This window comes from Pedobacter sp. BG31, assembly GCF_042464845.1.
Taxonomy (GTDB): domain Bacteria; phylum Bacteroidota; class Bacteroidia; order Sphingobacteriales; family Sphingobacteriaceae; genus Pedobacter; species Pedobacter suwonensis.
Genome location: NZ_JBHNZK010000007.1, coordinates 213169 through 234642 on the forward strand (window position 1 = coordinate 213169; position 21474 = coordinate 234642).

The following is a 21474-nucleotide window of genomic DNA, read 5'->3' on the forward strand; positions in this document are numbered from 1 at the left end:
GGTTATTTACTTTGCTTGATAAGTTCAAGTGCCAGCTGGGTATTGTCGAAAAGCTCATCGTAAAGCCCTTTGCTCATTACATCCTTACTGATTAGTTTGCTTCCCATCCCAACGGCACAAACACCAGCTTTAAACCAGGTTTTTAGGTTATTAGCATTTATTTCTACCCCACCTGTTGGCATAAACAGTTGTCCGGCAAAAAGATCTTTAATTGAAGAAATAAATTCAGGGCCCAAAATATTTGCCGGGAAAATTTTTATCAGCATAGCTTTGTGTTCCTGTGCCACACTGATTTCTGTCGGTGTCATACACCCCGGTACCCAAAGCATTCCGATTTTGTTTGCAATTTCGGCAACTGCCGGATTTACGATCGGTGCCACAATAAAATCGGTTCCAGCTTCGATAAAAGCATTGGCATCAGCAGGCGTTTTAATGGTTCCGATACCTAAATAAAGATCGGGCATTTCTGCATCACGGATTTCTTTTAACTTTTTAAAGTTTGACAAAGCCGATTTACCACGATTGGTGTATTCGAAAACACGAACACCGGCTTTATACAAGGTGCGTAATATTTCTATGCTGCCTGATTCGCTATCCTGATAAAAAAGCGGTAACATGCCCTGCTCTAAAATGGCATCTAAAATTTTGTGCTTGTTGCTAATCATCTTATTATTCTTTTTTCTATATCAGCTACAGTACTGGTTGTAGCATCGCTTGGAATGTACAATTTATCATATGCCGCTGCTGTGGCAAAACTTATGGTCTCTTGGGCCGGTAACTGGTTGTAAAAGCCATAAATCAGGCCAGCCATAAAACAATCTCCACTGCCCACCTTATCCAAAATTTCATCAGAAACGTATTTTTCCGAAACCGTTAATTCGTTGTCTGTATAAATGGCGGTATAATATCGTATTCCCTTTCCATGATCGAACCTGAAAGTATTGGCAACCGCTTTACACGCCGGAAACAAACTTAATATTTCTTTAGAAGTATCAGTTGCCTGTTGCAGTAACGTTTCCTTTGCATAACCCTCTGCCACTGTTAAATCTTCGTGAAGCGCAGTGCCCAGCATTTTATTGGCTGCCCAAACATTCCCCATAATCAGCGTGCAATATTGAGCCAGCTCAGGCAAAATATCAATCGGTTCCTTTCCATATTTCCAAAGCTTTGCCCGATAGTTTAAATCAAGTGAAATGGTAATATTTTTAGCACTTGCTACTTTTAAGGCTTCCAAACAAACGTCAGCAATATTTTGGTTAATGGCAGGGCAAATGGCACTGAAATGGAACCAGGCAACATCTTCAAAAACTTCGTCCCAGTTAATCTGTCCAACTTTTAAACCCGCAAAGGCCGAATTGGCCCGGTCGTAAATTACCCCGGCATTTTTAAGGTCTTTCCCTTTAGGCAAATAGTACAAACCTAAACGTTCGCCATGGTAAACCGTAGGTGTAGTATCAATATTGCGTACATTAAGGTATTCCACGATTTCGCGGGTAACCGAATTATCAGGCACCGCCGAAAGGTAGGCCGAAGGTACGTTCCATAAGGCTAAGGCAGTGGCCACATTGAGTTCGGCGCCACCCACGTAAAACGGTAATTTATTTTCTTTTAACCATGCTCCGTCCATATCCGGACAGATGCGTAAAAGTATTTCACCAAAGCTTAAAACTTTTTTTCCTTTTGCTGATGAAGCGAATATCTGGGTACTCATTTTTATATCTGATCGGCGTATTTCATCCTGTTTTCGGCAACCGAATGAAAATGAAAGGAAAACGATTGAAATGATTTGATTCCAATAAAATACCCTTCTAAAGCCTGATTTTGGTTAAAATTTAAAGTAATTTTTTGCGTTAAAATACGAAATATCCTGCACAATCTTGCCCACCCATTCCAAATCATTAGGCAATTCGCCATTCTCCATATCTTCTCCAAACAGGTTACAAACAATCCTCCTGAAATATTCGTGACGGGGAAAGGAAAGGAAACTGCGCGAATCGGTAAGCATCCCTACCAGGCGGCTTAAAAGCCCCATGTTTGATAAGGCATTTAACTGTTTGATCATCCCATCTTTTTGGTCTAAAAACCACCATGCTGAACCAAACTGCACTTTACCGGCTACAGAGCCATCGTTAAAGTTACCGATCATGGTGGCAATCAACTCATTATCTGCCGGGTTAAGGTTATAGATAATGGTTTTAGCCAGTTTATCCTGATTATCCAGGCGATTTAGAAATTTCGATAGCATACGGGCCTGGCTAAAATCGCCGATTGAGTCCCAACCGGTATCAGGTCCCAATTGTCTTAACATACGGGCATTGTTGTTACGCAAAGCACCAAGGTGATATTGTTGTACCCAGCCCTTTTCATGATCCCATTCTGCAAAATAAACCAGCATAGCCGATTTGAATTTCAGGTTTTCCTGGTAGGAAATAGTTTGTTTACCGCGGATTTTATCAAAGATTGATGCAATTTCAGCTTCGGTATAGTCTTCAGCATAAATCTGCTCTAAACCATGATCGGAAACCGAGCAGCCGTTTGCTGCAAAGTAATCATGGCGGCCTTTTAAAGCATCAATATAATCCTGTAAACTGCTAATGCTTTTATCGGCAACCGTTTCCAGTTTGTCGATATATTCATTTAAGCCTTCAATATCATCACTGTTCATGGCCTTATCCGGGCGGAAAGCTGGCAACATTTTAAGGTTAGCGCCTTCTCTTGCCAGTTGTTGATGAAAGTTCAGGCTATCTAAAGGATCGTCGGTAGTACAAACAACCTCTACATTCATTTTGGCTAACAAACCACGTACTGAATATTCAGGCGTTTGCAGTTTAGCAGCGCATTCATCATAAATTTTCCGGGCCGTTTTGCCCGAAAGCAGGTCGTTTATACCAAAATAACGTTGAAGTTCCAAATGTGTCCAGTGGTATAACGGATTGCGTAAGGTATAAGGAACGGTTTCGGCCCATTTTTCAAATTTCTCGTAATCAGATCCTACACCGGTAATGTATTTTTCATCCACTCCATTAGCACGCATGGCCCTCCATTTGTAATGATCGCCAGCAAGCCAAACCTGGCTGATGTTGGCAAATTGCGTATTATTGGCAATCTGCTCCGGTATCAGGTGGTTATGGTAATCGATAATGGGTAGTGATTTTGCAAAATGGTGATAAAGCTTTTCAGCAGTTTTGCTTTGCAAAAGAAAATTTTCGTCTAAAAAAGGTTTCATTCTATGTTATTTGAGACAGTAGATTTGAAATGATCAAAACACTTATCTATTCATGTTTTATTTATGCTCCGGCTATGTCCTCACAGACCGGAACTCAATCTGTATTTTATCTGTTGGTGGTCAGTGGGGACACAGACCACGGCGACGGGACACCGACCACGGCAATTAAAATACTTATCTATTTATTTTTTTAACCCCCGGTCTGTGTCCTCACAGACCGGAACTCAATTTGTATTTTATTTGTTTGTGGTCTGTGGGGACACAGACCACGGCAATGGGACACAGACAGCGGCAACTGCAAGCTAAAGGCGGTTGCAAGGATAGCCACGCAAATCTCCGACCCCGGTCTTCCGACTTCGGACTACAAACTCACCCCCCTTTTCCATGGGATAAAATCATCCTGATTAAGCAACACCGCTTTAGGAATTACTTCACCGCTAGCCGCTTTAATGCAATATTCCAAGATATCTTCGCCCATTTGTTCGATTGTTTTTTCGCCTTCAATTACAGGACCACAGTTGATATCAATGATATCGCTCATTCGCTTCGTTAAAGCATTATTAGTTGATACCTTGATGGTCGGACAAACCGGATTGCCTGTTGGCGTTCCTAAACCGGTGGTGAACAAAATTAAGGTCGCACCTGATGCAGCCTTTCCTGTAGTGGCTTCCACGTCGTTTCCAGGTGTGCAAACTAAATTTAATCCGGGCTTAGTTGCAGGCTCGGTATAATCCAACACATCTTCTACCGGTGATGTCCCGCCCTTTTTGGCTGCTCCGGTACTTTTAATGGCATCAGTGATTAAACCATCTTTAATATTGCCCGGTGATGGATTCATAAAAAATCCGGAACCTACATTTTCTGCAGCCTGGTTATAAGCCGTCATTAACTGGATAAACTTACGTGCTGCTGTTTCATCTTTAGTGCGATCAATCAACTGTTGTTCAGCGCCACAAAGCTCAGGGAATTCAGCAAGGAGCACGGTACCTCCTAAAGCCACCAATAAATCGGAAGTATAGCCCACAGCAGGGTTGGCACTGATCCCGCTAAAACCATCACTACCGCCGCATTTTACCCCCAGCACCAGTTTACTTAAGGACGCTGGCTGACGCTCGATTTTATTGATCTCGGTTAAACCGATAAAGGTTTTACGGATGGCCTCTTTAATCAGCTGTTCCTCGCTCTGCGATTGTTGTTGTTCAAAAACAAACAAAGGTTTATCGAAATTAGGGTTACGATGCTTCAGATCTTCCATAAAATCGTGCACCTGGAGATTCTGGCAGCCTAGACTCAATACCGTTACACCAGCCACATTAGGATGATCGGCATATGCAGCCAATAACTTACTTAGCACAGCAGCATCCTGACGCGTACCACCACAACCGCCCTGATGATTCAAGAATTTAATGCCATCAACGTTTTTAAATACCCGGTTGGCAGATGGATTAGCCATACCCATAGATTCCGGATCGGCTTCACCTAAAACTTCACCATTTTTATAGGCTTCAACCAGTTGATGCGCGTATGATTTGTATTTATCTGTTACTGCATAGCCCAGCTCGTTGTGTAAGGCTTCGCGGATGACATCCAGATTGCGGTTTTCGCAGAAAACGGTCGGTATGAACAGCCAATAATTTGCAGTACCTACCCTGCCATCGCTACGGATGTAACCATTAAAGGTTCTGCCTTCAAACTTAGCCACGTCAGGTGCCTGCCATTCGTAATGGTACGGACGGAATTCGAAAGGATCAGACGCGTGTTTGGTATTTTCGGTATCCATTAAACCACCTTTAAGGATAAAGTGCTGTGCTTTTCCTACCAATACGCCATACATCATGATGTGATCGCCTGGGTTCATATCCTGCATAAAAAATTTATGCTTGGCCGGAATGTCATCCTGTAAAATATATTCCTGTCCATCGTGAATAATGGTTTCGCCTTTTGCCAGGTTTTGCAAAGCAACCAATACATTATCGTTAGGATGGATTTTTAAAATTCTAGTAACCATTTTAAATTGCTGTTTCTGAATGCAAGTTACTTAAAGTTTCTTTTGCACCTTTGTTCTGTAATAAATCAACGTACGATTTTACGGCTGCGTTAAAGCCTGGATAATTATTAAGGTTTTTATCCCACAGGCGCCTGTCGCCTAGGGTATTATCTACAACGGTTTCTGGGTTTTTCCAGTATTCGTATAAAATTTCCGCAAATTCATCCTGTATGGGGTAGGTTTTTCCGTTTACGTTTGCTGTGTAAGTATCACCTTGTTTATCCACATTCATGAAAAGGATGTAGGCAGCCACACCTAAAGCAGTAAGCTGAGGCACTTCATTTTTTAAAGCATAATATCTCCTGATGAGCGGCATATTACGCATTTGCATTTTTGAGGTAAAATTTAGAGTAATGGCCTGCCACTGGTGTGCTAAAGATGGATTACTAAAACGGTCGATTACACTTTCTGCAAAGGCAATTGCTTCACTGTAGGCAATATCTTCATTCACCACCACAGGCGCAATTTCATCTTTCATCAGTTTTAATACATTGTCCGAGAAATCTTTATTTGCCATGGCCTCTTTTACGGTATCGAAGCCTGCTAAAATAGCCAGCCCGCAGCTAATGGTATGTGTACCATTAAGCAAACGGAGTTTAAGTTCTTTAAATTTATCAATGGAAGGAACAATAAAGATACCTTTATCTGCTTTTGCAAAAGCTAATACTTCTTTCACTTTTTCGCTTGATGATTCGATCGCCCAAAGCCGGAAAGGCTCGGCCATGATCATCAGTTCATCTTCATAACCCAGTTCATTTTCAACGGCTTTTTGCGCTGCTTCCGGAAGTTTTCCTGGCACAATTCTGTCAACTAAGGTTTTGCAAAAATGATTGGCTGTTTTTAACCAGTTTTCAAAATCCCAGCCTAATTTATTGTGGATAGCCAGATCAAGCAAAATTTCTTTCAGTTTGTCGGCATTATCACTAATGAGTTCTGTTGGCACGATCACCATTCCGCTTTCTACTGAGCCGTTAAAGGCTTTATAGCGTTCGTGCAAAAAGGCAAGCAGTTTGCCAGGGTAAGATTGTGGAGGATGGTCAGTGATTTTATCTTCGCTTTTTACAATGCCTACTTCTGTGGTGTTAGAAATTACAATCTGCATTTCGGGCTGATGGGCAGCTTTTAAAATTTCCGTCCAATCTTGCGAAGCTGCTAAAACCCGGCTTATTGAAGCATTAATCGAATTTTCTTCAACATTAACCCCATCCTCAATGCCTTTTACACAAAGTGTATATAAATTATCCTGTTTCGAAAAGGCATCAGCACCACCTTTTGCTGTGGATTTAACAACAAGTACACGACCGTTGAAAATTCCTTTCTGATTGGCTTTATCAATAAAATAATCAGGTAAACCACGCAGTAAAACCCCGGTACCAAACTGGATTACCCGCTCTGGTAATGCTAAAATTTCGGGTGTAGGTTTTGTAACCTTTTCGCCGTTAATGTTCTTTAAATTTTCTTTGTTTAAAATCATTGCTAATGTTATTTGGCCACCAGGGCAACGAGGCACAAGGTGAATTATATTTCTTTTTGAAGAGTATACTTCTGTTTATTTGCCATTTGTGGTTAACCACTTAGGGTACTCTTTTTCAATTAATTTCTGCGCCCAGTTGCCATACCAGGCATAGCCATTGCGCCTTTCAAGGCTTAATTCTTCTAATTTTGTTTTAATGGCATTGTCGCGATCACCAAAAATCGGGGTATTTTGATCAAGGTCGTAAAAGCGCGCCCAGGCAATTGCCGTTGAATCTTGGATCAAGGCCGCAGCTTTGACATTGGCTTTAGGATTTTTCGGCCTATCAAAGCGGAAGCCTACAATTTTATAAGTATCGAACCATTTTACTGCTGCAGTAATGGCATTTTTTTCTGCAACCGAAGGATTTTTGATCCGCATTAAAAAGCGCACAATCCCTACAGATTCGCTGGTACTCAATGAGGCTGGCTCAAAAGCCCTGGCCTTTGCGGGCAACATCGAATCTTTATCATACTGTGCAGCCCAAATGCTTAACACGCCATTTTGTTTCACCTGCGTTTTTAAAATACAATCAATGCCTTTCGCAACTGCTTTTCCTGCTTTTTTCATGTAGGCTGGGTTTACCACATCGAAATCGTTTGTTTGCATGGCAATATCCTGTAATATGTTCAGCACATTGATCATTGCATCATCGTTGTAAGTAATCTCCGATCGGTAAGAAGATTGATCAGGATAATATTGTGGCCAGCCACCATTGGCATACTGTGCCGATAAAATATAATCAAGGCCTTTTTCAGCAGCAGCTAAATAAGCTTTGTTCTGCTTTTTTTTATATGCCTTTACCAGGTAAACAATTTCTCTACTGGTAGCTTTATTATCGAAAGTGGCATGTAAATCTTTAGTTGCCTTTATTTTGGCCAACAAGGCTGGCGTTAAAGCAGCGTCGTAGTTAACTACACTTTTATCTTCCAGTTGCTTTGGCCAGCCGCCATTGCCCAATTGATAAACCAGCATTTTATCTGCTGTAGAATCAACAGATTGTTGTGCATAACACGACAATAATAAAGTGCTGCAGATTAGGGTTAACAATATTCTCATTTTCATCATTCTGTTTGTGCCGTGGTCTGTGTCATCACAGATCACTAATTTTATTTTACGCCATGGTTAGTTTTTACCACCGAGACACAGATTAGCACGGAGTACTTTTCCTTCTTATGCCACGGTTCGTGTCTCCACGAACCACTATTTATCTGTGTTCATCCACTTCATCTGTGGTTAATAAACCTATTTCTTCCCCGGCACTCGCTTGATCAACCAATTCACCAGATCATTCGTGGCTTTAAAATTTTCAAACGCTGCAGGTAGTTTTCTACCATCGATATATTCATTATAAAACCATGGATCACCCACGGCGAAAACTGTCCCTTTGCCATATTTTGCGGTGGCAACAATCACGTCTCCCTTATCGGCTAAAGCAGAAACAGCCGGACTCTTAGCCACAAGAGTCGATATTTCTTTGATGTATACTTTCTTAGCTGTTTTGAAAATAGCGTTTCCTTCCGGGATTTTTATTGCCCCTTGTTCAAAATTCGCACCCTGAACTTTATTGCGGCTATCTTCATTAAAATGGATCCCGAAAGTTTCGGGCAAAACATTGAATTTTGAAATTTCGCAATTGCCTGCATCGTTTAGGAGCAGTACCAAAACCCCACCAGCTTTCACCCAGGCTGCAATTTGCTTCGCATGCTCAGCATTCATATAATTGGGCTTCGCAGTTTCTTTTTCAGTATCCGGATCTACAATAATGTAAATATTGCTGCCTTTTAAGTTTACAGTTGTTGGTGCAACTTTAAGCGTATTGGTTTTTACACCAGCATCGTTAAACATTTTTCCGAATAGAGAAAATCCATTGTTATCATCTTCTTCCCACAAGTAATGGAAAGGGATTTTATCTCCGGTTGGGCCAACCATATACTCATTGTTGAAAAAATTATCAATGGTAACGGTTAATCCTTTTCCCGGTTTTGGCAACTGGTTTATTTCCATTTCAACAGCAGCGCAAATAAATGCGCCTACGCCTTTCGGATCATTGGTAATTACTTTTTCACTAATATAGTAGTCGAAGCTTCCATCCCGGTATTTTGGTTTTCCGCCCAAACCGGATACGGAAACTGTTTTAGTCAAATTTATCCTTTCAGTTCCTGCTTGTTCCACAAACTCTTTCTTTAAACCCGCATAACCTTTATTAGCCGCAGCCATAAAAGATGATGCTAACCAGCCTTTACGAACGCCTTTAGCCAAGCCATACACAAACATGCTCGATGCCGAACTTTCCAGGTAATTTCCTCTTCGGGTTGGCATATCTAGAATATCAAACCAAACACCTGATTTTGGATCCTGGTATTTCACTACTGCAGTTGCCGTACGATTTAAAATAGCCAGTAATTCTTTCCTTTGCGGATGATCTGCAGGAAAATTATCCAGCACATCCACCAAAGCCATGATGTACCAGCCCATTGCCCTGGCCCAAAAATTTGGCGAACGTCCGGTTGTCTTGTCCGCCCACTGTTCGCTTCTACTTTCATCATAGCCATGGTAAAGCAACCCTGTTTTTGCATCACGCGAGTTTTTTTCCATAAGGATAAACTGTTTAGCAATGTCATCAAAAGCAGCATCCTTTTTCATCAGTTTAGCATATTCAGCGTAGAATGGCTCACCCATGTATAAACCATCCAGCCACATCTGGTTTGGATAAATTTTCTTGTGCCAGAAACCACCCTCCCTGGTACGCGGTTGTTTTTGCAGCTGATCGTATAATTTAGTTGCGGCTAACAGGTATTTCTGCTGCCCGGTAACTTTATACAACAGCAATAATGAGCGGCCATTTTTGATGTTATCAATATTAAAATCTTCCGGTTTATAGGTAGCAATGTTGCCTTCCTTATCCAGATAGGCATCCATCGAACTTTGGATATATTTAAAATACCTCCCGTCGCCGGTATTTCGCCAAACGGCAGCTGCACCTTCCAGAACAACCCCCATGTCGTACGTCCATTTGGGGCCCTTGGCACCTTTTAGCAGCGTCGTATCCTGAAACAGTTTTTCCATCGCAGTTAAGGTTAACTGTTCAGATAACTTTTTTTGGGCAAACCCACGGTGTGTTAAAACAGAAAAACCAATAAATGCAACTATTGTATATAAGATCGATTGTTTCATCATGTTGTTATTTTGAAATTTCCAGTGCTTTTTTTGCTACACCTGTACCTAAAACGACAGCTGTTTTAGCTTTAGAAACATCCGTTGCAACAATTTTTACACCTTTTGTTTTTTCGCCGGAAACATCAAAAAGCAATTTGCTGTTATCAGGGTACTTTAAGCTGCTGATATTAATATTTGATCCATTCTGGATCATCACCAAGGGGCTGGTATTTTCTGCAATGATGTTGATGTTCTTTAGAAAAATTCCGGTAGCTTCAATGATTTCGATTCCTTTTTTGGCTTTGATGGTTACGTTTTCCAGGTAGATATCCTTAATGTTCATTTCAGGTAAACCTCTAAAAAATATCGCTTTTTCGGCACCATTAGCCACTACATCCTTGATGTAAAAGTTTCGGAACTGTGGGGTAGCTTCGGTAACAGGAACGGTAACAGTTTTAATGGCTTCCCGCTTTTCGCCAGCCAGGGGAACCGGATCAACAGCTGCATAATACATATCGAATAAAATGGCCTCGCCGGGAATATCAATCATGTTGATGTTATTGATATAAATATTCTCGACCACACCGCCACGGCCACGCGTAGTTTTAAAGCGTAAACCAATATCAGTACCGATAAAAGAACAGTTGTACACCCAGATGTTTTTTGCCCCGCCACTCATTTCGCTACCGATTACAAAACCGCCATGCGCATGGTAAACCACATTGTTTCTAACAATCACGTTTTCGGTTGGTATACCCCGTTTGCGGCCCGCTTCATCTCTTCCTGATTTAATGCAGATTCCGTCGTCTCCAACGTCAAAAGTGTTGCCTTCAATCAATACGTTTTTACATGATTCTACATCAACACCATCGCCATTTTGTGCAAACCAAGGATTTTTTACCTGCAAATTTCTTAAGGTGAGATCTTCACAAAGCAAAGGATGTAAATTCCACGCCGGCGAATTCTGAAAGGTAACCCCTTCTAAAAGTATTTTTTTACAGCCTGTTAACACCAATAAATTCGGACGGAGAAAATCTTTGATATCATCATAGTCTGCAGCAGTTTTGCCCGCTTCAATTACACCGGCATTTTTGGTATTCGAGCCTTTAAGGGTTTTTTCAGATGGGTACCACATCTTTCCGTCGGCTTTAACGATGCCTCCGGATGCTACGAGATTCTTCCACTGTGTTTCAGTAAGTTTATCTCTTTTAACCATACGCCAGGCACCACCATTCCCGTCGATAATTCCTGTTCCGGTAATGGCAATGTTTTCGAGGTTTACACCTGAAATCGGGCTTTGGTTCCGCCATGCGGGTTGACCTTCCCAGTTTCCCTGTACCAATTTGTATTGATTAAAATCTGCGGTAAATTGTAGGATGGCATCGCGTTTAAGGTGCAGGTTTACGTTGCTTTTTAGTTCGATAGGGCCAGTTAACCACAAGCCCGACGGGATTAACACCACTCCTCCGCCTTTTTCACTCACGCTGCTAATGGTTTTATTAATGCTTTCGGTATTTAAGGTAATACCATCGCCTTTTGCGCCAAAAGCAACAATGCTCGTGGTATCTTCTTTAAATTTAACCTGCCGGATAATGGGTAAGCCTGGCTTTTGTTGCGCCATGGCAGAACCAGCTGCTGTTAAAACTAAGCAAGCGAGAGCTACTTTAATATGGCATAAACGGCCAGAAATATGTTTCATTATTTGCGCTGTTAAATTATACTTGGTTATTGTAATAACAAGTGTACGTTGTTTGAAGTTAAAACAGAAGAGAAATCTATGCAATCGTTGCCGGAAAATGCAGCAAAACACTCATTACAGACAGAACTTTAAACACAGTATATCAGACGTTTACAACATTATTTTGCTTCAGGATTCCATCCACGGAAAACGTTTTCTAAAATATAGCCTTTATATTCTTCATCTGTCAGTTGGTGTGACCATTTTACCCTGTTTTTAGGATCGGATCCTTTTCCGGTACTCTTATATTCAGCAAAATAAGCCGTTTTTTCATTGCTTTCTTTATCCCAGTTGTTCCAGCCTTCCGGTCGGATAAAATCAGGTAATTCGCAGTTGAGATAGGCCACTTTTGCGTATGGCCTCCATGGACGGCCCAAATAAAAGCTATTGGCTGGTGCATCGCCTTTGATTGTACATTTGTTGAGAACGTAGCCAAATTTTGTGGTATCAGCCGTTGAGGCAGCCGTAATATAACCTGCTTTTTTGCAAAAAATGGTACAGCTTTCGAACCAGGCCGTCGATGCCCCGAAGATAAAGTCAACCGTACCTTCAATATAGCAGTTTTTATAATATTGACGGTTATTGCCTCCATAAGTATAAAGCGTATCCTGAAAGCCCAAAAACCTGCAATTGGTAAAAATTAATTTATCTCCACCTGCCCAAACCGCTACGGCTTGTCCCACAGGGCCTGATGAATTCTGGAAAGTGATATTTTCAGCTGAAAAGCCTTCGCCATAAATGTAAAAGCTTGATGAGCCGGATGTCCCTTTTTCTTCACCAAAAATATTCTTTTTCCGGGCGTAGTCATCATAAGTTAAAATGGTTTCGTTTAAACTTTCGCCAATAAATTTCACATTCCTTTTAGAGCCAGGTAATATCAATTTCTCTTTATAAATACCCTTTTTAATAAAGATTACAGTTGTTTTATTCCTAAAATCAGGCACCGCATGAATGGCCTCCTGTATGGTTTTAAAATTTCCACTTCCATCTGCAGCCACAATAAAATCAGGTTTTACATCAGCGGCATTTGCGGCAAATGATAATACAAGCAGAAAGAACAGGCTGATTACTTTCATATCCATTTGGTTAGGCTAAAATTAAAACCGGCCACGTAAAAGGTTAAACTTTATTACGCAGCCGTATTTTAAAATATATGATGAACAATTTTAAACATTAAAACTCAGCAGAATGAAGTTTTTTATAAATTAAACATTGCAAACGATGCCGGGAACGATTGCATAGTATTAACTTAACTTTATAGATCTCTCCGTTCTGCACTACTCCGGTTTAAGATCGACCACATTAAAGAATTCTGCAATGGTGGCGGAGTATAGCGAGGTCAAGGATACCAAGGCCCGGAAGCTAAATCTGTGAAGAGCTTAGCTAAAAAACTACAATTCTTCGGAACTTTCTGGCAGGTGATCGTACTCACCTTTCCAGGCATAAAAGCCAAATATCATCAAACCCAGGCTAATGGGGAGGAAAATAAACAGAATAATTGCCCACTGCAATATGGTATTGGTACGTTCGATATCGGTATGCGTTAAGCCTACCTTATCTATCGCCTGGATAAACAAAAAAGTCATCGTTAATGGTCCTAAAACCATCCAAACCAGTCCTAAAAATTTCTTTAACGTATTCATCTTATTTAGTCATTAATTTTTTCGTCTCGTTTATTTGATAAATAGACTGTGCCAATAACCAAACTTAGCGCTGCCACCCCAATTGGATACCAAAGACCGGACAATGGTGTTGCGCCTGAAAAACTTGCAATTAGTGTGGCGATAAATGGTACAAGCCCCCCGAAAACACCATTGCCGATGTGATAGGGCAGCGACATAGAGGTATACCTGATTTTGGTCGGAAATAATTCGACCAGGAAAGCCGCAATTGGACCATAAACCATGGTAACCAGCAAAATCTGGAAGAAAATCAAGCCAACAAATTTCCAGAATACCGGTGTTGGCAAAACTTTATCTTTTATAATTTCTTTGCCCAAAAGAATCCCCCTTGTTGCAGAAACGGTATCTGTTTGCACCCTGTTAAAGGAAGCTCCGTTTTTAAGGCTTACTTTGGTAGAAACGGTTCGTAAGCTATCGGTTAAATTTTCCATTAAAACAGCAGTTGCGCGAGCTGGAGTTACAGATAAAATATCAGCTTGTTCAATTTTGGTATAATCGGTATCATCCAAAAAGACCTGATATATTGGCCGGTAAAACAGAATGCCTAAAAGCATTCCACTTAACATGATCCACTTTCGTCCCACCCGATCACTCCAGGCACCAAAAACCACAAAAAACGGCGTAGCAAAAGCAATTCCCCAGAGTAAAATATACCGCGAATCGTTAAAATCCAGCTTACAGGTATTTTCCAAAAAGGATTGTGCATAAAACTGTCCGGTGTACCAGACTACGCCTTGACCCATTGTGGCGCCAAATAATGCCAGGAGCACCATTTTAAAATTAGCCTTATTGTTAAAACTTTCTTTTAATGGATTCTTCGAAATATTTCCTTCAGCTTTCAGTTTAGAGAACAGGGGCGACTCGTGCATTTTCATGCGGATGTAAATCGATACCACAACCAGTACAATCGATAACAGGAAAGGGATTCTCCAACCCCAATTTCCAAACGTTTCGGCACCCAGGATATTTTTTGTGATCACAATAATCCCTAACGAGAGGAATAAACCCAATGTAGCCGTAGTCTGGATCCAGCTGGTAAAAAAGCCACGTTTGTTTTTTGGGGCATGTTCTGCCACATAAGTAGCTGCACCACCATATTCGCCACCCAAAGCCAAACCCTGGATTAACCTCAAAACTAAAACCAGAATTGGGGCAGCATAACCAATGCTTTTATAAGAAGGGATTAAACCGATAAAAAAAGTCGATCCGCCCATAAGCACCAAAGTGAGCAGAAAAGTATACTTGCGGCCAATTAAATCACCAAGTCTGCCAAAAACCAATGCACCAAACGGACGAACAATAAAACCCGCCGCAAAGATAGCCAGCGTGTTGATTAAGGCTGATGCACCTGCATCCTCCGGAAATAGCTGATGACCAATGATAACCGCAAGGCTGCCGAAGATGTAAAAATCATACCATTCAATCAATGTACCCAAAGAGGATGCACCGATTACTTTAAAAATATTGTTCTTGGGTAAATGGTCGCTCATAAATGGTCAGGAATATTTGGTTTACCAAGATAAACATTTACGCCATAAACGGCAACCTGTAATCTTTGTCACTTAATTTGTTACATGATCAAACATTTTGGCCTTAGTTTTGTAATTTCATCCGTAGCTCATTCATTTTCCGTTATATTATATGTTGTTAATACAGAATATCAGATTAAGTAGAATTTTAAGAAATACGTGGCAAGTTGACCTGATTATGATTGCCTCCTGCACCGTAGCTTATCTCGTACGCGAATATTTAATCTCACATCATTTCTCCGTTCCATCTATCATCCCAACACTTTTAGGTACAGCCATTGCTTTTTTTATCGGTTTTAACAATAACCAGGCTTACGATAGATGGTGGGAGGCAAGAAAAGTTTGGGGCGCTTTGGTAAATGATTCACGCTCTTTTGCAAGGGCGCTGCTCAATTATGTTGATCAAGACGAGGAAAGCGTAAAACGTATGATTTACAGGCATATTGGTTTTTTATATGCTTTAAAGGCCAATTTAAGAGGAACGATAGATGAGATTTATACCAAATATTTAACTGAGGCCGATCTGAAAGAAATAGAAAAACATACCAATAAGCATAATGCCCTTTTAAATATCCAATCAAGAGATTTGCAAAGATTATCAAAATCAAATGCCATTGATGGCTTCCGTTTTATTGAAATTAATGAAATGCTGACCAGATTTTCGGATTCAATGGGCATGAGTGAGCGTATTAAAAACACCATTTTCCCTACTACCTATTCTTATCTGACTAAAGTATTTATCTGGCTGTTTGTCGTAACATTTACCCTGGTAATCAGTGAGGATGCAGGTCCGGCATCTATATTTTTGGGTTGGTTGATCGGTTTCGTTTTTGTTTCTACGCAGATTAATGGAATGAGCCTGGTTAACCCTTTCGAAAACAATTCGGCTGGTGTTCCGCTTAACCAAATTACAAGAACGATAGAAATCAATCTACTGCAAATGCTTGAAGAAGAAGAAATTCCAGAGCCCGTTAAACCTATAAATGACGAATACGTTCTTTAAATTTCAGGTTTTCTTACTTCAATCCAGTTCTTCTATTAATAACGCTTTTAATTTTTCTTCAAAAAGAGCCGATTTAGCTTTAAATTGCGGATCGCAAAAAGAAATGTTGGCTGTGGCATAAACAATCTTACCATCCTTCCCAACCAACACATTCGACGGAAAACCGTGATTGATATTTAGTTTGCTAATCTCATCTTTGCTTAACGATACAATTTCATATTGGTAACCGTTGCGCTTTTGAAATCGTTTGGCACTGGCAGGGCCATCATGTGTAATGCCAATAAACCGAACGGACTTTTTACCATATTTATCTACAAAATTATTCAATTCTGGCATTTCGGCTATACAGGGTGGGCATTTCTCAAACCAGAAGTTAATCACTACCACCTGGTTTTTAAGGTCGATATTGGAGAACGGCTTGTTATTGACCGTTACCCCATTAAAAGTGGGTAAGCTTTTCCCAATCAGATCTTCGAAAAAAGTTTCCTGCGTAGCCCATTTAACCGGGGCATCTTGAGCCAGCGCGGTAAAAGAAAAGATATTTAACAGGATGATCAGATAAATTTTCATCGGCAATAAATATAAAAAAAGTCCGGCCATTAAGGCAGGACTTTAAATTTGTTTGGTTTAGAAAATCTTATTTAAAGGTAATGGAACCATATTCAGATTTTATGGATACGTTTGCAGCGCCACCGCTACCGATTTTGCCCGTATACCGTTTGGTTTCATCATCTTTGCTGACCAAACTTGATGTTACGTTTGAACCATATTTAAAGCCGGCATAAGAGGTAGAAACATTGAAATTACCATTATAACGATCTGCAAAGCCCAATCCAACATTTGCATATTCACCGCCGAAAGTGAAGTTTTTACAGGCCGGAGTAATTTCGTTCACATTTAGACGGTTGTAGTCCATTTTGATAGTGGCATCACCATTCAATGTACCTAAATTAACATTCGAGTATTCTGCATTAACTGCAATTTTACCTGCTGACGCAATATTCAAATCGCCGTAAGCTTGTTTCACTACCGCATTTCCTTTGACCGTATTGATGTTAACTTTGGCATATTCGGCACTCAGGAGCAAGTTGCCACCAATAGTGCCAACGGTTAAGCCTCTTCCATACTCTACTTTAAGATCCGCAGATTTTCTGATGGTATTGATGTTTACGGCTACGTATTCAGCAACGAGTTCTAAAGTCCCTACAGCACCGATGGTTACAGGTCCGTTATATTCGTGCTTAATCACAGCTGCATTTAAATCCTGAATATCACATTTCCCGTATTGAACATTGATATAGTTGTTGGTATTGCTGAGGTTTCCGGCTACAAGATTGCCGTATTCCACTTTTAGTGAGGTTGGGCCTGCAAAATTACCCATTTCAACATTACCATATTGTTGTAGCACAGTTAAAGGGTTTACTGCCGGCATAAACACCGTATAATTCACCTTTACTTCCCTTCGCCAGGTAGTTACTCCATTTTTTACCCCACGTCCATAACGTCCGTTCCTGTCGCCCATGTTAGTTTTGAATGAAACCACGTCGCCATTTTTAGTAGCATCAATACTTACGCCATCGATCAATTTCTGTACATCGCCATCTGAGTTGGCATAGGCTTTAATATCTATATCCACACGCACCTCTTTTTTATCCCATGTTTTAATTAAAATAGATCCGAACTGGTTATTTAAATTCACCTTATCATTTCTATCTACATTAAAACTTTTGCTAAATGATTTTGAACGTTCCGCATCGCTGCCCGTTTGCTTATATTTTGAGTTACTTACCATCGCTATCAGCGATGATTTCTCCACATTTTCTATAAGCACTTTCTCCGATGGACTATTCACCATCACTTCTTGCGCACTGGTTTTTACGGCAATTAAAGCCAAAAGGGCCAAAAATATTTTTATTGTTTTCATGTTGTTAAATATTAAACACCTGTATGCTTAAAACCTGCCGGCTGGCCTTAAACTTTCGATGTGGTGAGCGTTCTCCTCTTAGTATCAAGTATGTTGAATCAAACATCAAGACCGATTTCAGTATTAGAGCTGTTTTATTCGCCTTGTATTAAATCTGGTTAACTCTTTTGTAATCATCAACCTGGTTAATAATTAATAATTGTTGTTTTAATAACTGTAATTGTATTTCACGGTTTTTAACCATAGCCTTTACCACAAAAGTCTGGTTGGGCGAAGTTGGCAACTCTGCTTTTAATTTTTCGTAATCTTCATCGAGTTTTCTTAAATCAGCCGTAAATTTTTTATAAAGTTCCGGATTTGCAGAGGCAAAAATGGCTAAGCTATCCCTCTTTTCGGTAATTAGACCCGTAAAATGGACTTCCTTTTTGGCATATGAAGCACTAACGTCGGCTATTTCTAAATCTTTGTTTTGCAATTTCCCTACGTATAACCAGACCAAACCAAAAACGACCACTACAGCTGCCGCTGCGCTCATCCATAAATACAGTTTTACCGGTTTTTTTTTCTTTTTGTGATCTAAACCCTGTTCAATTTTTGCCCAAAGATCTGCCGAAGGCTCCATGATATCGAAAGCTTTTCGGTTTTCTTTTACAAAGGTTTCTAATCTATTATTCATCTCTCATCCCTTTCATTTCTAAAATACTCTTTAACTTTTTTTTAGCCCTCATGTACTGTGTACGGCTGGTATTTTCGCTTATTTTTAAAATGTGTGCAATCTCCTCATGGTCATACCCCTCTAACAGGTACAAACTCAGCACCACCCTGTAACCGTCTGGCAATTGGGTAATGGCCTGCCTTATCTCTTCGGCCTGTAACTGCATTTCACTGTAATCAAAACTATCTTCATCAGGCACTTCCGATATTTCGTCTGTACTTACAAACTCCATCCTGCGCTTACGCAGGTAATTGATGGATTTGTTGATCACAATCTGCTTTAGCCAAAGGCCGAAGGTAGTTTCCTGTCTAAAATCAACAATTCTGGTAAATGCATCTAAAAATGCTTCCTGTAAAACATCTTCTGCTTCTTCCTCATAATTTAAAATGCGCAGTGCCACATTATACATTGCCTTGGCATACAGCTTGTATAATTCAAACTGTGCTGCGCGACTGCCCTGCATGCATTTTTTTACGAGTTCGAGGTTTTTATCGATGTATACGGCTTCCAAAATTTCGAATATTCTGATGATAAGACATCAGTGATTTTAAAACGTTGCATCAAGGTAGAAAAAATTTTAAAATATCTTAATTTCTGGTTAACACTGCGGAAATATCTGAAACATAGTATATTTAAATTATCTCAGGTAAGATATTTTCAATTCTGAATCGTCAATAAATTCAGCATGACGAATACATATAAATCAGGTTCTTTTAAAGCACTATTTCAACAGATGACTATTGATTTCAGGTTTTTGGAAACAAGGGGTCCTGTGCCTTTGGCATGTTCAGTCCTGCTCTCCCTCCAGCCAATTTGAAGGAAATTGGCGTCCGTCCGATCAGGTTTATTTAACCTAAGCATGTGCTAGAAACCCAAATCTTTAATTAACCACTTAAAATAGCTATTGTAAACAAACCTTTGTTAATAAACCCGACAGCAGCGGATAGCCCGGAATGGAGGGAAACGAAATGAGGACTATAAGCAAATGGCGGGACGAAAGCACTTATGAAATGCTGCCTTTCATTTCCAAAACATATAAATACTTTTTAAGTATTGGGAAATGCAGGATTCTGCACTTTTCGCAATTTCAGTCCCGCTTTGGTACGAGTTCCGATGAAGGATCGGAAGCGCTCCCCGACAATCCGGGTTTATCTTACCTTAGCCTCCGGAAGAGACTGCTATTTTGAACAAACCTTTGTTAATAAACCCGACAGCAGCGAGTAGCCCGGAATGGAGGGAAACGAAATGAGGACTACAAGCGAATGGCGGGACGAAAGCACCTATGAAATGCTACCTTTCATTTCCAAAAAAATAGAAATACTTTTTTTAGTATTGGGAAATGCAGGACGATAAAATGCTGCCGCTCATTTCCAGAAAACAGAAATGATTGATAAGTATCGGCAATTAAATGCCTTTGCTTTTTAACATTTATGGAAATTCAGCTGCGAGTTCATCATAAATTTGAAATCCCTGATCCAAACCGCTAACTTCATGGCATGGAAACCGACTTAATCATTTCAGCAATAAACGAAATACATAAAAAAGCAAACCTGGCGCTGGAGAGTAAAGATGTCGTAGCGTATACGGATATATTTGCCGACGATTTGAGTTTCACACCCTTTGAAAAAACTGCGATAAACAAACGTGATTTTACCATCGACCTAAAAAAATATTTCAGCGGAGCCAAAACTATACAAACCAGTCATTATAGAATCAGATCTTCTGCAGAGAATGATATTTTTACTGAGAAAATTGCACGTAAATCGGTTCTTATAAAACCAAACCTGCTTATTTTTTCAAAAAAACAGACCGTACAGACTGAAGAAATTTATCATTGGAAAAATATTAAGGGAGAGTGGAAAGTAATTACGCTTGAAATTGTGCTGGAAGAAAAATATTAAATCTTCATTATGAATATCTTCGAAAAAAATCATGAATCGAATTCAGGTTTCTAAATTCTATTCATAAGAAATAATAAATATTTTTATCAGGTTTGTCATGTTACTTAAATTTAGCTTGCTTTCATTTTTTGACTTACATCAAAGGTTAAGTTTTTTAATACCCTCAACTTTGATGTATTAAAAAAATCAATATGAAAAAAGAACATTTCAAACACATCAACACACTTTTTGTGGTGATCCCAATGACATTAATTATGGCATTTGTGGGTTTAATGCGAAACTATGGTTTTGGCGAGGATTGGTTCCTCAAATTCTTGAAGGCCTGGAGCGTAATGTTACCCGTAGCTTATCTGGCAGCTTTCATTATTATTCCCAACGCACGTAAACTGGCTGAGAAGGTTACCTCCAAAACCTAAACATTGTTACATTTGGCAGAAGTCATATCATGCAAGAACAGCTTTCCAGTTATATCAGTGCAAAAATTATCATTAGCGATGCGGAGCTCGAACAGGTATTGTCTTTTTTCAAGATGGTGCAGGTAAAGAAAAACGAAATCCTGATCAGTCCTGGGGAAACATGTCAGCGTCTTTACTTTATTGATAAAGGTTGCTTACGAATTTTCTTCCTAACGGCCGGTGGTACGGAAGCCACCCGGCATTTTGCTTTTGAAAATCAGTTTGCCTCAGCCCTGGTAAGTTTCATTACCAACGATATCTCAAAGGAATATGTCCAAGCTGTAGAAGATACGAGTCTATACTACATTTCGCAAAACGATTTTCAACAGTTGCTTCAAATGATCCCGCAGTGGGAGAAATTTTACCGCCATTATCTGGAATATGCTTACGTAACCAATACCAACCGCTTAATGTCGTTTATTACACTTGATGCGACCGAGCGTTACCGCCAGTTGCTGGCGCAGAATCCAACTGTGGTAATGCGCCTGCCTAATAGGATGGTGGCTTCGTACCTAAACATATCACAAGAAACGCTGAGCAGATTAAAATCAAAAGCATAAATTTAGGTTGTGATGCTAAATT

The 21474-nt window shown here is 40.1% G+C and carries 19 protein-coding genes; 4 read left to right on the forward strand and 15 right to left on the reverse strand.

The genetic code is table 11. The annotated features are described in order from the left end of the window. Positions 1–2: 2 nt before the first annotated feature. The 11 genes from ACFE6N_RS11405 to ACFE6N_RS11455 all read right to left on the reverse strand — a co-directional run bounded on the left by ACFE6N_RS11405 (position 3) and on the right by ACFE6N_RS11455 (position 14855). Positions 3–665 carry a bifunctional 4-hydroxy-2-oxoglutarate aldolase/2-dehydro-3-deoxy-phosphogluconate aldolase gene (locus ACFE6N_RS11405; RefSeq protein WP_378936506.1) on the reverse strand — a complete coding sequence of 221 codons (663 nt, stop codon included), beginning with the start codon at positions 663–665 and terminating at the stop codon, positions 3–5. Beyond that, positions 662–1711, reverse strand: a complete 1050-nt coding sequence (locus ACFE6N_RS11410; protein WP_378936508.1) for a PfkB family carbohydrate kinase — start codon at positions 1709–1711, stop codon at positions 662–664. Before ACFE6N_RS11410 ends, ACFE6N_RS11405 begins: the two co-directional genes overlap by 4 nt. Before the next feature lie 114 nt (positions 1712–1825). Continuing rightward, entirely contained in the window at positions 1826–3226 is a 1401-nt protein-coding gene (uxaC, locus tag ACFE6N_RS11415; RefSeq protein WP_378936510.1) for a glucuronate isomerase, read from the reverse strand. Between the two features lie 361 nt (positions 3227–3587). Then, positions 3588–5234 carry a UxaA family hydrolase gene (locus ACFE6N_RS11420; protein WP_378936512.1) on the reverse strand — a complete coding sequence of 549 codons (1647 nt, stop codon included), beginning with the start codon at positions 5232–5234 and terminating at the stop codon, positions 3588–3590. Position 5235: 1 nt separating this feature from the next. Beyond that, positions 5236–6747: a tagaturonate reductase gene (locus ACFE6N_RS11425; protein ID WP_378936514.1), complete on the reverse strand. Its 1512-nt coding sequence runs from the start codon at positions 6745–6747 to the stop codon at positions 5236–5238. A 75-nt stretch (positions 6748–6822) separates the two neighbouring features. Continuing rightward, on the reverse strand, positions 6823–7845 hold the full coding sequence (gene pelA / locus ACFE6N_RS11430) for a pectate lyase (RefSeq protein WP_378936516.1): 1023 nt from the start codon (positions 7843–7845) through the stop codon (positions 6823–6825). A 186-nt stretch (positions 7846–8031) separates the two neighbouring features. Further along, positions 8032–9966, reverse strand: a complete 1935-nt coding sequence (locus ACFE6N_RS11435) for a glycoside hydrolase family 88 protein (RefSeq protein WP_378936518.1) — start codon at positions 9964–9966, stop codon at positions 8032–8034. A 4-nt stretch (positions 9967–9970) separates the two neighbouring features. Next, on the reverse strand, positions 9971–11644 hold the full coding sequence (locus ACFE6N_RS11440) for a glycoside hydrolase family 28 protein (RefSeq protein ID WP_378936520.1): 1674 nt from the start codon (positions 11642–11644) through the stop codon (positions 9971–9973). 158 nt (positions 11645–11802) lie between these two features. Then, entirely contained in the window at positions 11803–12759 is a 957-nt protein-coding gene (locus ACFE6N_RS11445) for a pectinesterase family protein (RefSeq protein WP_378936522.1), read from the reverse strand. Between the two features lie 315 nt (positions 12760–13074). Then, complete coding sequence (locus tag ACFE6N_RS11450; RefSeq protein ID WP_090981022.1) at positions 13075–13326, reverse strand: DUF6814 family protein; 252 nt, start codon at positions 13324–13326, stop codon at positions 13075–13077. A 5-nt stretch (positions 13327–13331) separates the two neighbouring features. After that, complete coding sequence (locus tag ACFE6N_RS11455; RefSeq protein WP_378936525.1) at positions 13332–14855, reverse strand: MFS transporter; 1524 nt, start codon at positions 14853–14855, stop codon at positions 13332–13334. A gap of 151 nt (positions 14856–15006) precedes the next feature. Between ACFE6N_RS11455 and ACFE6N_RS11460 the strand changes: the two genes are divergently transcribed. After that, positions 15007–15897 (forward strand): bestrophin family protein, encoded by an 891-nt coding sequence (locus ACFE6N_RS11460; RefSeq protein ID WP_090981024.1) that lies wholly within the window; start codon positions 15007–15009, stop codon positions 15895–15897. Between the two features lie 18 nt (positions 15898–15915). On the opposite strand, the gene ACFE6N_RS11465 is transcribed toward ACFE6N_RS11460, so the two are convergent. The 4 genes from ACFE6N_RS11465 to ACFE6N_RS11480 form a co-directional block, all read right to left on the reverse strand. Next, positions 15916–16467, reverse strand: a complete 552-nt coding sequence (locus ACFE6N_RS11465; protein ID WP_378936527.1) for a TlpA family protein disulfide reductase — start codon at positions 16465–16467, stop codon at positions 15916–15918. Positions 16468–16534: 67 nt separating this feature from the next. Continuing rightward, positions 16535–17821 carry a hypothetical protein gene (locus tag ACFE6N_RS11470; protein WP_378936529.1) on the reverse strand — a complete coding sequence of 429 codons (1287 nt, stop codon included), beginning with the start codon at positions 17819–17821 and terminating at the stop codon, positions 16535–16537. 148 nt (positions 17822–17969) lie between these two features. Then, positions 17970–18497, reverse strand: coding sequence for a hypothetical protein (locus tag ACFE6N_RS11475; protein WP_244950698.1), 528 nt, complete (start codon positions 18495–18497; stop codon positions 17970–17972). Beyond that, on the reverse strand, positions 18490–19047 hold the full coding sequence (locus ACFE6N_RS11480; RefSeq protein WP_186462311.1) for an RNA polymerase sigma factor: 558 nt from the start codon (positions 19045–19047) through the stop codon (positions 18490–18492). Before ACFE6N_RS11480 ends, ACFE6N_RS11475 begins: the two co-directional genes overlap by 8 nt. 985 nt (positions 19048–20032) lie before the next feature. Between ACFE6N_RS11480 and ACFE6N_RS11485 the strand changes: the two genes are divergently transcribed. The 3 genes from ACFE6N_RS11485 to ACFE6N_RS11495 all read left to right on the forward strand — a co-directional run bounded on the left by ACFE6N_RS11485 (position 20033) and on the right by ACFE6N_RS11495 (position 21452). Then, positions 20033–20437, forward strand: a complete 405-nt coding sequence (locus ACFE6N_RS11485) for a hypothetical protein (RefSeq protein ID WP_378936531.1) — start codon at positions 20033–20035, stop codon at positions 20435–20437. 191 nt (positions 20438–20628) lie between these two features. Beyond that, positions 20629–20853: a DUF2798 domain-containing protein gene (locus tag ACFE6N_RS11490; protein ID WP_090981030.1), complete on the forward strand. Its 225-nt coding sequence runs from the start codon at positions 20629–20631 to the stop codon at positions 20851–20853. Positions 20854–20882: 29 nt separating this feature from the next. Next, positions 20883–21452 carry a Crp/Fnr family transcriptional regulator gene (locus ACFE6N_RS11495; protein WP_378936533.1) on the forward strand — a complete coding sequence of 190 codons (570 nt, stop codon included), beginning with the start codon at positions 20883–20885 and terminating at the stop codon, positions 21450–21452. Positions 21453–21474 lie beyond the last annotated feature (22 nt).

Bases quoted from the DNA above. Each gene is read 5' to 3' on its own strand.
- ACFE6N_RS11405 (WP_378936506.1), bottom strand. From the start codon at position 665: ATGATTAGCAACAAGCACAAAATTTTAGATGCCATTTTAGAGCAGGGC.
- ACFE6N_RS11410 (WP_378936508.1), bottom strand. From the start codon at position 1,711: ATGAGTACCCAGATATTCGCTTCATCAGCAAAAGGAAAAAAAGTTTTA.
- uxaC (WP_378936510.1), bottom strand. From the start codon at position 3,226: ATGAAACCTTTTTTAGACGAAAATTTTCTTTTGCAAAGCAAAACTGCT.
- ACFE6N_RS11420 (WP_378936512.1), bottom strand. From the start codon at position 5,234: ATGGTTACTAGAATTTTAAAAATCCATCCTAACGATAATGTATTGGTT.
- ACFE6N_RS11425 (WP_378936514.1), bottom strand. From the start codon at position 6,747: ATGATTTTAAACAAAGAAAATTTAAAGAACATTAACGGCGAAAAGGTT.
- pelA (WP_378936516.1), bottom strand. From the start codon at position 7,845: ATGAGAATATTGTTAACCCTAATCTGCAGCACTTTATTATTGTCGTGT.
- ACFE6N_RS11435 (WP_378936518.1), bottom strand. From the start codon at position 9,966: ATGATGAAACAATCGATCTTATATACAATAGTTGCATTTATTGGTTTT.
- ACFE6N_RS11440 (WP_378936520.1), bottom strand. From the start codon at position 11,644: ATGAAACATATTTCTGGCCGTTTATGCCATATTAAAGTAGCTCTCGCT.
- ACFE6N_RS11445 (WP_378936522.1), bottom strand. From the start codon at position 12,759: ATGAAAGTAATCAGCCTGTTCTTTCTGCTTGTATTATCATTTGCCGCA.
- ACFE6N_RS11450 (WP_090981022.1), bottom strand. From the start codon at position 13,326: ATGAATACGTTAAAGAAATTTTTAGGACTGGTTTGGATGGTTTTAGGA.
- ACFE6N_RS11455 (WP_378936525.1), bottom strand. From the start codon at position 14,855: ATGAGCGACCATTTACCCAAGAACAATATTTTTAAAGTAATCGGTGCA.
- ACFE6N_RS11460 (WP_090981024.1), top strand. From the start codon at position 15,007: ATGTTGTTAATACAGAATATCAGATTAAGTAGAATTTTAAGAAATACG.
- ACFE6N_RS11465 (WP_378936527.1), bottom strand. From the start codon at position 16,467: ATGAAAATTTATCTGATCATCCTGTTAAATATCTTTTCTTTTACCGCG.
- ACFE6N_RS11470 (WP_378936529.1), bottom strand. From the start codon at position 17,821: ATGAAAACAATAAAAATATTTTTGGCCCTTTTGGCTTTAATTGCCGTA.
- ACFE6N_RS11475 (WP_244950698.1), bottom strand. From the start codon at position 18,497: ATGAATAATAGATTAGAAACCTTTGTAAAAGAAAACCGAAAAGCTTTC.
- ACFE6N_RS11485 (WP_378936531.1), top strand. From the start codon at position 20,033: ATGGAAACCGACTTAATCATTTCAGCAATAAACGAAATACATAAAAAA.
- ACFE6N_RS11490 (WP_090981030.1), top strand. From the start codon at position 20,629: ATGAAAAAAGAACATTTCAAACACATCAACACACTTTTTGTGGTGATC.
- ACFE6N_RS11495 (WP_378936533.1), top strand. From the start codon at position 20,883: ATGCAAGAACAGCTTTCCAGTTATATCAGTGCAAAAATTATCATTAGC.